The sequence below is a fragment of the candidate division WOR-3 bacterium genome, assembly GCA_039802005.1.
In the GTDB taxonomy this organism is placed as follows: domain Bacteria; phylum Hydrothermota; class Tepidihabitantia; order SM23-42; family JAOAFX01; genus JAOAFX01.
In genome coordinates this window covers 47,623-62,013 of record JBDRVV010000015.1, presented here as the reverse complement: position 1 = coordinate 62,013, position 14,391 = coordinate 47,623, and the positions used below count along the sequence as shown (strand labels likewise).

Annotated in this window: 15 protein-coding genes; 4 read left to right on the top strand and 11 right to left on the bottom strand. The window is 35.0% G+C overall.

The window, feature by feature from the left end; translation table 11 throughout:
* The 11 genes from ABIL69_06445 to folP all read right to left on the bottom strand — a co-directional run.
* Positions 1 to 614, bottom strand: a 614-nt coding sequence (locus tag ABIL69_06445; protein MEO0123625.1) for a histone deacetylase, incomplete at its 3' end; no start/stop codon positions are given.
* Positions 611 to 1,129, bottom strand: a complete 519-nt coding sequence (locus ABIL69_06440; protein MEO0123624.1) for an MGMT family protein — start codon at positions 1,127 to 1,129, stop codon at positions 611 to 613. The genes ABIL69_06440 and ABIL69_06445, both read right to left, overlap by 4 nt.
* Positions 1,130 to 1,349: 220 nt before the next feature.
* Entirely contained in the window at positions 1,350 to 1,685 is a 336-nt protein-coding gene (locus tag ABIL69_06435; GenBank protein ID MEO0123623.1) for a helix-turn-helix transcriptional regulator, read from the bottom strand.
* Between the two features lie 374 nt (positions 1,686 to 2,059).
* Complete coding sequence (locus tag ABIL69_06430; protein ID MEO0123622.1) at positions 2,060 to 4,018, bottom strand: fused ferrous iron transport protein A/B; 1,959 nt, start codon at positions 4,016 to 4,018, stop codon at positions 2,060 to 2,062.
* Positions 4,018 to 4,482: a transcriptional repressor gene (locus ABIL69_06425; protein ID MEO0123621.1), complete on the bottom strand. Its 465-nt coding sequence runs from the start codon at positions 4,480 to 4,482 to the stop codon at positions 4,018 to 4,020. The genes ABIL69_06430 and ABIL69_06425 overlap by 1 nt, the downstream gene beginning before the upstream one ends.
* A 45-nt stretch (positions 4,483 to 4,527) precedes the next feature.
* Entirely contained in the window at positions 4,528 to 6,975 is a 2,448-nt protein-coding gene (mutS, locus tag ABIL69_06420; GenBank protein MEO0123620.1) for a DNA mismatch repair protein MutS, read from the bottom strand.
* 79 nt (positions 6,976 to 7,054) lie between these two features.
* Positions 7,055 to 7,819: an SPOR domain-containing protein gene (locus tag ABIL69_06415; GenBank protein MEO0123619.1), complete on the bottom strand. Its 765-nt coding sequence runs from the start codon at positions 7,817 to 7,819 to the stop codon at positions 7,055 to 7,057.
* Complete coding sequence (locus tag ABIL69_06410) at positions 7,774 to 8,901, bottom strand: tetratricopeptide repeat protein (protein MEO0123618.1); 1,128 nt, start codon at positions 8,899 to 8,901, stop codon at positions 7,774 to 7,776. Before ABIL69_06410 ends, ABIL69_06415 begins: the two co-directional genes overlap by 46 nt.
* Entirely contained in the window at positions 8,898 to 9,194 is a 297-nt protein-coding gene (locus ABIL69_06405; GenBank protein ID MEO0123617.1) for a LapA family protein, read from the bottom strand. The genes ABIL69_06410 and ABIL69_06405 overlap by 4 nt, the downstream gene beginning before the upstream one ends.
* Before the next feature lie 67 nt (positions 9,195 to 9,261).
* Positions 9,262 to 10,017: a diadenylate cyclase CdaA gene (cdaA, locus tag ABIL69_06400; protein ID MEO0123616.1), complete on the bottom strand. Its 756-nt coding sequence runs from the start codon at positions 10,015 to 10,017 to the stop codon at positions 9,262 to 9,264.
* A complete protein-coding gene (folP, locus tag ABIL69_06395) occupies positions 10,014 to 11,201 on the bottom strand; it encodes a dihydropteroate synthase (GenBank protein MEO0123615.1) in 1,188 nt (395 codons plus the stop codon). Before folP ends, cdaA begins: the two co-directional genes overlap by 4 nt.
* 104 nt (positions 11,202 to 11,305) lie before the next feature.
* On the opposite strand from folP, the gene yajC reads away from it, so the two are divergent.
* From yajC to rsmB, 4 genes are all read left to right on the top strand, one after another.
* On the top strand, positions 11,306 to 11,620 hold the full coding sequence (gene yajC / locus ABIL69_06390) for a preprotein translocase subunit YajC (protein MEO0123614.1): 315 nt from the start codon (positions 11,306 to 11,308) through the stop codon (positions 11,618 to 11,620).
* Between the two features lie 66 nt (positions 11,621 to 11,686).
* Positions 11,687 to 12,181, top strand: coding sequence for a peptide deformylase (def, locus tag ABIL69_06385; protein MEO0123613.1), 495 nt, complete (start codon positions 11,687 to 11,689; stop codon positions 12,179 to 12,181).
* A complete protein-coding gene (gene fmt, locus ABIL69_06380) occupies positions 12,178 to 13,098 on the top strand; it encodes a methionyl-tRNA formyltransferase (GenBank protein ID MEO0123612.1) in 921 nt (306 codons plus the stop codon). Before def ends, fmt begins: the two co-directional genes overlap by 4 nt.
* Positions 13,095 to 14,351 carry a 16S rRNA (cytosine(967)-C(5))-methyltransferase RsmB gene (rsmB, locus tag ABIL69_06375; protein ID MEO0123611.1) on the top strand — a complete coding sequence of 419 codons (1,257 nt, stop codon included), beginning with the start codon at positions 13,095 to 13,097 and terminating at the stop codon, positions 14,349 to 14,351. Before fmt ends, rsmB begins: the two co-directional genes overlap by 4 nt.
* Positions 14,352 to 14,391 lie beyond the last annotated feature (40 nt).

Genomic DNA, 14,391 nt, shown 5'->3' with positions numbered 1-14,391 from the left:
TTTTCAAGATATTCATCATCACAGACATTAAAATCAAGTCCAATATCAAGGTCTGATTTTTCCTTTACCGGATATAAATGTTCCTGGTGGATGGAGAATGTGAATACCCGTTCTTCATTCTGAAAAAATCTTGCAGTTCCGTTGCCTTGATGTAAATCGCAATCAATCACGGTAATTTTCTTAACTCCTTCTTCAAGGAGTTTTATTCCAGCAAATACTACATCATTGAGATAACAGAACCCTTCGGCATGGTCAGCAAATGCATGGTGGAGTCCGCCACCGATATGATAACAGGCACCATACTGGAGTGCAAGTTTTCCAGCAAGATATGAACCACCGCATCCTAACATTTGCCATTTTATTATATCCGGTTCAACCGGTAATTCTGATCGCCATGTTCGGAAAGTCGTCCTTGAATTTATAAGGTCATCAAAATATTCAGGGGTGAGAATTTTCTTTAAATCTTCTGGTTCTGGAATTTCTGGTTCAAAAAGGTTGTTATCGGTAATAATTCCTTCTTTTTTTAGAGTTTCATAAATTAATCGATACTTTTCGGTAGGGAAGATATGGCCCTTTAAATCAACACAGTATTTTGGGGAATAAACAAATTTCATTTTATGCCGACTCCTTCAATTTTTAATAATTTTCTCTTTAAATTAACATTACCGCCAAAGCCACCGATTGAACCGTCTGATTTTATAACCCTATGACAGGGTATTATAATGGGAAAAGGATTATGTGCAAGTGCCTGTCCAACTGCCCTTGCTCCTTTAGGGATTCCCAATTTCTTTGCAATGGAACCATAAGACTCAACTTTGCCTCTTTGAATTTTGCTGGTTAAAGATAATACTTTTCTTTGAAAATTCTTCAAGCGTTTTAAATCAAGGATGTTTAATGTAAAACTTGTTTTCTTACCAGAAATGTATTCCTTAATTTTTGTTGCAATTCTTTCTATTTTTTTGTGCCTTCCCGGCGAAATTCCACGATACTTTTTCTTTAAATATTTTATGGAAAACTTAGGCAGGATAATTTCTGCGATCTTTATCTTAGTCCCTTGTTCACACCAGATAATGGTAAAATTCCCAAGTTTGGTTTCCACGATTTGGTAAAAAGTCCGCTTATCCTTCATCGTAAATATTATAATAAAATAGTAAGACAAATCAAGTTCCTTTATTAAAAGTTTTAATCTATTATCTACGCTAAGGGCACTTAAGAAAATTCTTAAGGTCACCTAAAATATTCACCAAACCTGTCATAATGGTCATACATCCTATCCAAACACTCTAAGTCTACAAGTACATTATACAATTGTTTATTTTTATAATTATATAATTATAAGAATGTCAAAATCAAATATCTTCATAGACTCGCTTTAATGTTCTTTTAACAAATGCGTTTAATGCTTTAAGAATATTTCTAATTTCCTTGGGATACTTTATCCAGTAGTAGGTACCATCTGATTTTTCTTCAAATCTGACGATTTCAAGGGCTTTCAGTTTCGCTAGATGAAAGGAAACTGTAGCAATATGTCTATGTACTGCTTTTGCAATTTCTGTAACATTTGCAGGACCATTGCTGACTAAGAAGTTGATTATAGAATATTTGGCTGGTTCACCTAATGCTTTGGCAATACGAGATTCTCGGTACATAATTTCTTTCATAGGTTTTGCTTGAGTGTTTTGCATATTCTACTCCTTTTCAATTTTGATATTTAAATAATTATCAAATAATATAATTATGTAATTGTATACAAATTGAATGTAAAATCAAGGTTTTGTATATTATGTTTTTTACACATTTTTGAAATTGTAAGTCGGCAAAAGTTTAAATTTAAATTGTTTGGTTTATCGAGTATTTTACCTGACTGATTACTTTTTTGAAAAATTTTGCTTTTTTCATTGTGAAGGGTCTTAATCTTTAATAATGATTTTCGATTTCCCTTTACTATAACTTATATTTTCTTGCTCAATAAATTGAGCAATTACAATTTGGACAACCTCGGTTGTATAAACTATGGGTTGTGAAAAATCCTAAATTGCTTTTTAGAGTAAATGGATAACTAAAGGATTAGATTTAATATTGCTCCAACTCCAAAAGCAGTAAGAAGCATTATTCCTGTTGCCTTTAGTGTATCAATAATTCCAAATTCTTTTATAAACACCGAAAATGTTGCTACACATGGAAAATACATTGACAGGACTGTGCTCGCAATAATAAGTTGTTTTAATGTAAGATTTAGGGGTACGAGCATACCGACGGCAATATCTTTTCTTAAAAATCCTAAAAGCAAAGCAATCGTTGCCTCTGCAGGCAGGGAGAGAATATGGACTACAACCGGACCGATTATTTTTGCAAGAAGATTGAAGATGCCGAGAGAATAGAATACATTTGCAATAAATACACCCAACAGAACAAAAGGAGTTGCCTCAAGAATAAACCATTTTACACGCATCCAGAGTTTTTTTATTAACGCTGGGAAATAAGGTATGCGGTAGGACGGGATTTCAGTGAAGATCTCGGGGCTTTCACCCTTGAAGATAAGTTTTAATAAAATCCCTCCGATTATAAATACAATAAATAGAGTCCCAAAAACCGGGAAAAGACCCCGTGCTCCAAACTTACCCACCAGTCCAAATATCATTGCTGTCAATGCCATACAGGGGACACAGATTGCCATTAAGATTGCCGCAATAAATCTTTCTCTCTTTGTTTCAAGTATTCTTGTGCTCAACATCCCTGGTACATTACAGCCCAACCCTAAAAGCATCGGGATGATAGCCATGCCATGGAGCCCAAAGAAATGGAGAAATTTGTCAACCAAAACGGCAAGTCTTGGTAAGTAGCCAGAGTCTTCTAAAAAGCTTAATACAAAATAAAAGGCAAGCACATAAGGCAGAACCTGGGCAAATTCTACATATAGACCAGTAGTAAGAATACCAAATGATTGACCGAAATCAATGTCTCCATTGATCAATTCACCAATCAAGATATTGTGAATAATTCCACCGCTTCCCAGCATTTTTGAAAATGAAATCATAATGGGCTTATAAATGTCATTGAAAAAAGGGTTACTTAAAAAATTTATTATACCTTCTCCAATTATTCTTATCAACTGGAATATTAGAAAAAGCAGGATAATGGCAATGGGAAGCCCTGACCAGGGATTTATTGTCAGGTCGCCAATCCTTTCTAAAAATGTATGATGGCGATGTTTGATTACTTGAACCTGCGATATGATTTGTCCGACTGTGTGCCACCGGTCTTCATCCTTGTAGTCAAAGTTGCTTTTTTTTGCTTCATCAAGACGGTTCACAAGTTCTCTTATCCCTTCACCGGTTACCGCAACAGTTGGAATGACTGAAACACCAAGTATTTCTTCAAGTTTTTTTACATTTATTTCAATGCCGGTGTGTTTTGCTTCATCCCATAGATTTAGAGCAATTATCATCGGAACATTTTTTTTCAATAATTGTAGTGTCAGATTCAAATTTCTTTCAAGATTGGTGGCATCTACAACATTTACAATAATACTTTCTCCCTCTTCAATTGCTTTATTCAACATCTGTACCGCCACTTCCTCGGCAGGCGTTGTAGGCTCTAAACTATAAGTTCCGGGTACATCTATAACTTCTATTCTTTTGTCGCCATATCCGGTGCAACCACGACAATAATCTACCGTTGTTCCCGGATAATTAGAGGCAATCACATCGACACCGGTAAGCCTTGAAAAGATTACACTTTTTCCGACATTGGGATTCCCCACAAGTAAAATTTTTTTAATCTTGTGTTCAACATTTACCATTACCTTTCGTGCCATTCCATATCCTATTGCAACTTGGGTATTGCCAATTTTTACTACTACTGGCCCATGCATAATTTGTTCACTTATTTTCGTAATTTCAGCACCTGGTATAATGCCGAGTGATTCAAGCCTGTTAATAAGTCCTTTTCCTCCGGTTATCTCGACAACCTTTCCTTTTTCACCTGATTTCATCATCGTAAGATTAACGACGGCCATTACTTTTTCTCCTTTCGGGCACATTTTAGACATAACCCATAAATTTCAAGTTTATGGTCTGAGACAAAAAAATTATATTTCCGGGCAATCCTTTTCTGGATTTTTTCAATTTCTTGATTTGTGAATTCTATTATTGAACCACATTTTGTGCAGATCAGATGATCATGATGTCTTTTCTTATGTACTGGTTCAAAACGGGTTATCCCTTTTTCAAAATGGTGTATTGAAGCAAGGCCACATTCGGCAAGCAGTTTAAGGGTTCTATAGATTGTTGAATAGCCAATCTTTAGTTTTTTATTTTTTATTATATTATATAAATCTTCAGTGCTGAGATGTTTATTCTGGCTCAGAAAATAATCAATTATAAATTTTCTTTTTTGCGACGACTTTAATTTATGTTTTTTACTATATTTGGTCAATTCAGCAGAAACATAATTATTTTTGATTTTGAAATTCATTTTCATTTTTGATTATAATTAAAAACTGAATTCTGTCAAGTGGTAATTTCTTTATTTTTTATCAACGAAAAGGTCGGGCTGGCTGAGTTTGGTTTTCTTTAATTTTCGGATACTAAAAACCTCACCTTCTTCAAATTTTGTTAATACCTCCTTTGCCCGTTCTATCACTGACTTGGGAAGGCCAGCCAGGCGTGCCACCTGAATGCCGTAAGACTGATCAGAAGGTCCTGGATTGAGTTTTCTTAAGAATATTATTTCATCTCCCCATTCTTTTACCAAAAAATTATAGTTTCTAACACCACTCAAAAAATCTTCTATCTTGGTGAGTTCGTGGAAATGGGTTGCAAATAAAGAACGGGGTTTTTTGTTGTTATGTAGTTCTTCAACCACTGCCCATGCTAATGCCAGACCATCATATGTGGAAGTGCCCCTGCCAACTTCGTCAAGTATCACGAGGCTTTTTTCCGATATATTATTTAGAATGTTTGCAGTTTCCATCATTTCTGCCAGAAATGTGCTAACACCGCGTGAAATATCATCGCTTGCGCCAATGCGTGTGAAGATTTTGTCCACAATACCAATTTTTGCTTCTTTTGCTGGGACAAAACTACCCATCTGAGCCATAATTACAATCAACGCAACCTGACGAAGATATGTAGATTTTCCAGCCATATTTGGTCCAGTTATGATAAGAATTTGATTTCTATTGCGGTCGAGTTCAGTATCGTTTGGAATGAATGAACCCTTTTCCATCAATCTTTCAACCACCGGATGTCTGCCGTCAGAAATGATAATTTTGTCTCCTTCATTTACTTCAGGGCGTGTGTAGTTATACAAAACAGCATTCTCGGCAAATGATTGGAGGATATCAAGCAATGCAACTGCCTTTGTGCTGTTGAGTATTTTATTTCCATCACTGGCAATTTCCTCACGCAATTTAACATATATATCATATTCTAAATTTTTAATCTTTTCTTCCGCACCTAAAATTTTTTCTTCAAATTCTTTTAGTTCAGGCGTATAAAATCTTTCAGCATTAACCAATGTCTGTTTACGGATATAATAATCGGGAATGAGATGGAGGTTCGCTTTGCTTATTTCAATATAGTAACCGAAGATTGTATTGTAGGCAACCTTCAATGAGTTTATCCCGGTTCTTTCTCTTTCCTGATTCTGAAATTTATTAAGCCATTCTTTAGCATTATGGGCAATGTCCCTTAATTCATCCAGTTCTTTTGAATATCCGGGTCTGATAATGCCAGTTTCATCAAGGGTTGGTGGGGGTTCCGGTGAAATGGCATTTTCTATTTTTTCAACGATTGTATCGAAGTTTTCAATTTGATTATAAATTTTTTTTAATATTTGACTATCGCAATTTAACAGAATTCCTTTGATCTCGGGATAGATCTTTAAAGAATCTTTCAGAGCATTCATCTCGCGTGGCATTATTCTATTACACATCAATCGTGTGGTAATCCTTTCAACATCGCGAATATTTTTAAGGAATTCTCTGAGTTGCTTTCGCAAAAATTCTCTATCTTTTAATTCAGCAACTCCATCAAGTCTTTCATTAATCACCTTGCAGTCAATCAAAGGTTCAAGAATCTGACCACGGAGCATCCTTTTCCCTGCGGGTGTAAGGCAGTTATCTATTGCCCAGTATAATGTGTTTGTTTCATCATTTCTTATATTTATTACAAGTTCTAAATTTTTTCTGGTAGCACCATCAAGATAAATTGTGTTGCGAGAGTCAAAATAATTAAGTTTTGTTATCTGAGGTAATGTTGATTTCTGATTTTCCTTTAGATAATATAAAAGGGCACCAGCAGCCGAAATAGCAAGCCTTTTTCCTTCAATACCGAAACCATCAAGGGTGATAACCTTAAAGTGTTCTTTTAATTGCTGATATGCAATTTCATAAATGAAACGATAGCCATCAATGTAGGTTATCGGAATATCTAATTTTAATGTAATACCTTGAGGTAGGATCAACTCTTTAACTTCCTTTCTCGCCAGTATTTCTAATAATTGTCCAGGTTCGATTTCACCCGAAGAAAAATCACCCGTTGTTATGTCGCATAAAGCAATGCCGATAATATTTTCGTCTGGTATGCAACCTGCGACGAATAAAGCCTTGTTTTCCTCAAGTAATGAAGGTCTGAATATAGTCCCTGGAGTTATTACTTCAATTACATCGCGCTCGACGAGCTTTTTTGATTTGTCAGGTGGTTCTAATTGTTCACAAATTGCAACTTTTAATCCATTCTTGACTAATTTTGCAATGTAATTTTCGCTTGCCTTTACTGGAATACCGGCGAGGGGAACTTTTGTTCCCTTGCCTATTGTTTTTGAAGTTAATGTAATACCGAGCAGGATACTTGCTTTTTTCGCATCATCATAATAAAATTCATAAAAATCCCCCACCCGGAATAAAAGAAGTGTGTCTTTATATTTATTTTTTATCTGTTGATACTGCTCCAGAAGAGGGGTGAGTTGCATATTTAAAATTTCTTAAAAGTCAAAACTTCTAAAAATTTATATTTTTATATCTGTAATTCAGTATTTGCAAGTTAAAATTTTAATATCCTTTAACCACATTCCCTTTTATGCCTAATGAATCAAGTTTTGCAACAAGCGATTTAGCCTCTTCCATAGTCTCAAATTCTCCAATCCATACGCGATAATGAATTTTATCCATAATTACTGCTTCTACAATACGGGCATCAAAACCCTTTGCTTTTAATTCTTCAAGTCTTTTTTCTGCATTTTCTTTATTTCTGAAAGAGCCAATCTGGACAGTATAATATTCTTTCTGTGGCACGGTTGACGGTATAAGATTTTTTGCGCGATTCGCCCATATGGATTTAGGGTATGCATTTATTAATTCCTGTAAAACTTTATAACCATTTTCTTTATTGCCGGTTTCAATGAAGACAACTCCTGTCCAGAATAATGCTTCATCTTTTAATTCTGAATATGGATAATCTTTGTTCAACTGATCCAGTGTTAACAGGGCGTTTTTGAAATCTTGTTTTCCAATAAAAATCTTGGCAATTTCAAGATATGCAATATCCGCATATCTTGATTGCGGATATTTGTTAACTATCGTTCTATAATAGTGAACAGAGGAATCTGGATTGGTTGTTAGTCGCGCCAGGTAATAAAAAACTTCAGCAATGCGAGGATTATTTTCGTCCCTCGCTAATTCTTTAAATATCTCTTTTGCTTTATCAAACTGGAATGCATTGAATAGCTTAATCGCCTCATCAATATTCTGTGCAAAGACTACAGAGACGATTAGAGCTGTGGAAAATATGATTCTATTGATCGACAATTTAGACATAAGAAAGTAAATTTTTTTGTTTTATTGCCACATTTTTTACACACAAAATTATGAAGTGATAATAGATTTTCAATTTCGCTGAGTTCTTTTTTGAAAGATTTCGTATCAGCCGATAATTTCATTATGTGGATTCTTGGTAACACAGCCTCCGGATATAATTCGCTAATTTTCCGATAGATATCCCTTGCCTGTTCAATTTCGTTTTTCTTTTCATATAAATTTGCCAGGGCAAACCCAACCGGGAAATTTTTTGGATTCTGCTTGAAAATTTTTTCATACAGTGGTATTATCTGTTCAAAGGTTCCGGTTTCATATGCAACTTTTTCTAAATCGTTTAAAATCATAAATGAAAAATCAGGTTGCAATTCAAGGATTTTCAGATAGTATTCTTTTGCTTTTTTCAAATCCCCCAGATTTTTGTAGAAATCAGCATTATAATATAATGAACTTACTGAATCAGATTTGATTTTTAATGCTTTCTTTAAGAGATTGCCCACTTCTTTTATTCTTGTTTCCGGTTCTTCGCCGGATTCAGACAGGCGTGTAGTAGCTAATGCTGAATAATAATAGGCAAGCCGCTGCTCATCTACTATCTCTTTATACTCCTCACTTAATGTAATACAATCCTGATAATTCTGTATATCTTCATAAATCTTCAGAAGGAGGTGACACGCATTTTTATCATTTTTGTCAATTTTCAAAATCTCTCTTAAAAATGCTATTGCCCGATTTGGACGGTTTGATTCCAGATAATCCTGTACTAAACTGAAATATATTTTTTTCTCTTCCTCTTTGCGTAAGGTTGGTCTTACAGTTAAGGATTGGTGGATTTTTATTGCCCTTTCAATATCACCTTTTTTACGATACAAATTACCTAACCTTATATATCCATTAACTAAATTGGTATCAATGTTTAACGCTTCTTTTAATTTTTTAATAGCAAGTTCATCATTACCTTCCAATTCTGCAATCAAAGATTCAAGGTATGGTATATTTACCTGAGTTTTTGGCTTACGTGGCCGGAAATAAAAATAAAGAATGAAAGCAATGAGGGCAATGATGATGATAATCAGGATTGTCATTTTTCCTCCTCAAGTGGAAGATTACGGAGTGCATCAAGTTCCTTTTTGATATTGTTATTTTCTTTTTTTAATTTGTTCATTGTATTTCTTAAGACAATTTCATCCGCAAGGGCAAAGACCAGGACGAAAATCATTCCCGCCACAAAAGAATAAAAACATACCATTGAAAGGGCTATATTTGTGAATTGTTGTCCAAATATATTAACATCAACCTTCTTATCGGCATTTAGCACAATAAATCCTATCATAAATCCAATTACAACCACGACAAACAATAATCCCACGAATCGCATCAAACCTCCTTAATTTCCTGATGATATATAATACTCAAATATTTGAATCTGTCAAGCATTCCAGAACCTATTCTTTAATGACCTTTTTTAAGGTTTTTGCAAGGGTATCAGCAGAGACACGGGTTATAAGTTTACCTTTGTATGCAAAAGAGATTCTTCCAGTTTCCTCAGACACCACGATACAGAATGCATCTGTATGTTCAGCAATTCCTAAGGCAGCACGATGCCTCAATCCAAATTTGCCACCGAGGTCTGGATTTTCACTTAACGGAAGGACACACGCAGCAGCGATAATTCTGTCTCCCTGGACAATACATGCCCCATCGTGGAGAGGATTGTCCGGGAAGAAAAGACTTTGAATTAAAGTTGAATTTACTAAAGACTCAATACGAATACCGGATTCAATTATGTCACTGAGACTGTCATTTCTTTGAATTACTATTAAGGCACCGTGGTGCTGTTCGGAAAGCTTTTTGATTGCGTTTATTATCTCACTCACGGTTGGAAAGGGCCCAACTTTGAAGAAAAATCGCAGAGGTCGTTGCCTGCCGATGAATGCAAGTGCGTTTCTTATTTCGGGTTGGAAAAGTATGACAAATGCAACAACCCAGACCGCAAGAATAGAATTCATTATCCATGCAAGGGCTCGGAGATTGAACCAGCGTGCAACAAAAGATATAGCAAATATTGTTAAAATGCCGAATAAAATAGGATTTGCTTTAGTCCCTTTTATAAATCTTAAAAACTGGTATATTAATATGGCAACTATTAAAATGTCGATAATATCGAGGGTGCTGAGATTAAGAAATCCGAATAACTTCATTTCGTAATTTTGTCAATTAATTGGGCAACTTTCTTTGCTTCCAGAACATCGTGAACACGGATGATTGATGCGCCATTTTTTATCAATAATGCCTCCACCGCGAGGGTACCTTCCAATCTTTCTTCAGGTGGTAGATTAAAAGGATTACCAATAAATGATTTACGGGAGTGCCCAACAAGAATCGGACGCCTAAATATTTTTAGTTCGCCAAGCCTTTCAATTATTTCATAATTGTCTTCCAGCCTTTTGCCGAAACCTAAACCTGGATCAATAATAATTCTGTTTGATTCAATTCCATTCTGAATCGCAAAATCAATTCGTTCTCTAAAATAATTATTTATTTCCGATAAAAGATTTTTATATTGGGGATTGATTTGCATCGTTTTGGGCGTGCCCTTGATATGCATTATAACAACCGTAGCTTTATATTGTGCAATTACTCGGGCAAGTTTTTTTTTGGGGCGGCTGAATCCAAAACCGGATATATCGTTTATTATTTTTACACCCTGGTCGAGTGCATATTTTGCTGTTTCTGCTTTGTAGGTATCGACCGATATTGGAATTTGTGAAAATTTGACAGCAATTGGCAATACAGATTTTAATCTTTCTATTTCTTCCTTTTCACTCAACATTTTTGCCCCGGGTCTCGTTGACTCAGCTCCGATGTCAATAAAATCAGCACCTTCCTGCTGCATTTCTGTAATAACTTTTTTTATTGTAGATATCGTTGTGTAGCGACTGCCACTATAAAAAGAATCAGGGCTGATATTAATAATCCCCATTATATAGGTTCGTTCAAATTTAATTTCTTCATTTCCAATTTTTAAAATCGGTTCTTTAAAAGGATTGATTATTTCAGACAATTGGTTCCTAATTTGCATCATCCAGGGTTGTTCCTGCAATCGGTGGTTAATTTTCTCAATTTCCCTTAAATTGGCAAACAAGAGTACATCAAATCTTCTTTTTTTTGAACCAAAATATGCATCCTTTGGTACCGCAACATCACCACCGCAAATCAAAGCAATCTGCTTCAAAATGTTTGCCTGGGCAGGTGAAAGTTTCTCAATTCTAATTATCCGATAAGCAGATTTTTTTAAAAATATTTGATATGCCTCAGTCGCCACGCCAATATCTTTTAATTCATTCAATAATTCACTGTCGTTTAAATTAGACAATAGCTGCATATACAATTATACAACAAATTAGTCTATTGTCAATAAATTTAATTAAATAAACCTAACTTATTGACTTTTGTCTAAATTTAGTTATAATTATCCAAAGGAGCGTAATGGAATTTCTTTATGGTCAAACTTCGGGTCAAAATCAAACGAACCCTGTATTTAGTCTTTTACCTTTAATTCTTATATTTGTTGTATTCTATTTTCTGCTGATTCTTCCTCAGCAGAAAAGGCAGAAACAACATCAGCAATTACTTAATTCACTTAAAAAGGGTGATAGAGTGATTACGTCCTCAGGCATATATGGAACGATTGCCAATGTGAAGGATAATGTTATAAGCCTTGTAATTGCTGATGGTGTAAAGGTGGATATTGATAAAAATCATATTGTTACGAAAATTGGATCTGCAGAGGAAAGCAAATAATATAGGTTTAGGTAGATATTTAGAAATGGTATATATTCTCCCCAAACTTAAGTTTAGGTAAAGGAAATGGTTATTTTAAAATATCCTGATAAGATTTTGAGACAGAAAGCAAAACCGGTGGAGAAGATTACCAAAGAGATTTTTGATCTTGCAGAATCTATGATAAAAACAATGCTTAATAATGATGGCATAGGTCTGGCAGCCAATCAGGTGGGTGCCTTGTGGAATTTGTTTGTTCTAAACCTGAAGCCTTTTGATGATAAACCTGAGCCAGTAGTAATTATCAATCCCAAGATTATAAAAAATGAAGAAAGCGTAGAGGATGAAGAAGGATGTTTAAGTTTTCCGGGTTTATTCCTCAAAATTCCGAGATATAAACATCTTATCCTTCATTATCAAAATTTGTTTAATGAAAGCATTGTGATTGAAGCAGATGGGCTTGTGGCAAGGGCAATCCAACATGAAATTGATCATTTGAATGGCGTCCTTTTTATTGATTATGTTAATGAAAAAGAGAAGGATAAAGTAAAAGATTATTTATCAAATATAAAATCAGTATGAAGATAGTATTTTTTGGCTCTACAAACTTTTCTGTGCCTATTGTAAAAAAGATAAATGAATATTATGGGCTTGCGGGTGTAGTCATTTCAAAACCAAAACCGAAAGGAAGGGGCTTAACAGTCGAATTACCCGAAATTGGAAAATGGGCGGTGGAAAATAATATAAAATTATTTGAGCCCGAAAATCCAAACGAAATTTCATTTATTGAAAATCTTGCTTTGATATCACCCGATATCATAGTCCTATCTGCATATGGATATATCTTGAGTGGAGAACTTCTTAGGGTTCCTAAAATGGGGGGCATTAATATTCATCCTTCGCTTTTGCCTAAATATCGTGGTGCTGCGCCGATTCAAAGGGCAATTATGGCAGGAGAGAAAAAAACAGGAGTGACAATATTTTTTATGGATGAAAAGATAGACCATGGAAAGATAATTTTACAAAAGGAAATAGAAATTGATAAAAATGATACCTACGGAAGTTTGTCTCAACGGCTTTCTTTGCTTGGCGCAGAAATGGTGATTGAGGCTTTGAGATTGATTGAAAATAATGAATATAAGGTTATTGAACAAAATGAGTCTGAAATGACCTATGCACCAAAGATAAAAAAAGAAGAAACAATTATCAACTGGAGAGATAAAAGCGAGAAGATTTATAATTTGATTCGGGCGTTGAATCCTGCACCCTGTGCACGCACTCATTTCCGGAACAGCGAACTCATTATCCTTGAATCCGAAATTGGAGATAAAGATATTGAACCCGGTGTTTTTCATATTGAAAATAAAAAGTTTTATGTGGGAACAGGGGATGGTTCAATAATATTGAAGACATTAAAACCGGAAAATCGTCGGGTAATGGCCGCCATTGATTTTATAAATGGATATCGGATAAAAAGTGGAGAAAGGTTTCAAATATGAACGCAAGAGAAGCAGCGTTAAATGCCCTGTGTGAAGTTGACCATGGCACAAATCTGAAAGTCGCCCTGGGACTTATATTTGAAAGGGACGAACTTACAGAGGATGACCGCGCTCTGGCAAATGAGATAGCCTTTGGGACCCTGCGTCATCGTGAAGAGATAGACCAGATAATCAAAGAGACGTTTATTGGTGATTTTAGCGCTGCCGACCCAATATTAAAAAATATTCTTCGCCTTGCAGTCTATCAATATCTCTTTCTTGATAGAATTCCTGTTTATGCAGTGGTCAATGAAGCTGTAAATTTAGGTAGAAGTGTTAAAGAAAAATCATTGATAAATGCAGTTTTAAGAGGGGTGATTCGTAATAAAAAAGTCCAGTCAATGCGCGAACCCCAGGTTTGGGTTTTAAGAAAAATCCTTGAAGCCTATCCAGTTGAAGGTGAAAGGATAATTGACTCGTTCAAAAATCGCCCTACACCATATATTAGAATAAATAGATTGAAGACAAAACCCGAAATAATTGAAGAAAAATTAAAGGAAATGGGTATTGAATCCCGTCCCGGAAACTGGCTTGAAGATTTTCGTAAAATAAGCCGACTCGGCTCTCTTATCAATAATTCATTGTTAAAACAGGGATTTATTTCTATACATGATGAAGCACAGGGTATGATATGTAAACTTGTTGACCCGAAGCCCAATGAGCGGATTGTTGATGTCTGTTCTGCACCCGGAAGCAAGACTACTTATATTGCCGAATTAATGAATAATCAGGGCATAATCGTTGCGAGTGAAGTGAGCAGTACCCGGTTGAAACTCGTTGTAGAAAATGCCGAAAGACTGGGAATTAATATAATAAAATATGTGCTTGCAGATGGTCGGCGTTATCAATTGAAGGATTTTGATAAAGTGCTTGTGGATGCACCCTGTACAAATTCTGGGGTTATCGCGAAGAGACCAGAAGTGAAGGAGAGGGTAAATAAAAAAGTGCTCGCAAGATTGTCTAATCTTCAATTCAATCTGTTAGTTAATGCTGCATCATTTTTAAAAGTTGGAGGTTCCATTATATATTCCACCTGCAGTATTTTACCCCGTGAAAATGAAGAAATTATAGAACGGTTTTTAAATGAAAATAAGAATTTTGAATTGGAACCAGCAAAAGAATTTGTTTCGAGTGCGGATTCATACTTGAAGATTCTTCCAGGTTTTCATAATACAGATGGTATATTTGCTGCGAGATTAAAAAGAGTAAAATAATCGTATTTTTATATTGACTTTTTTTAAAAAATTTATTATA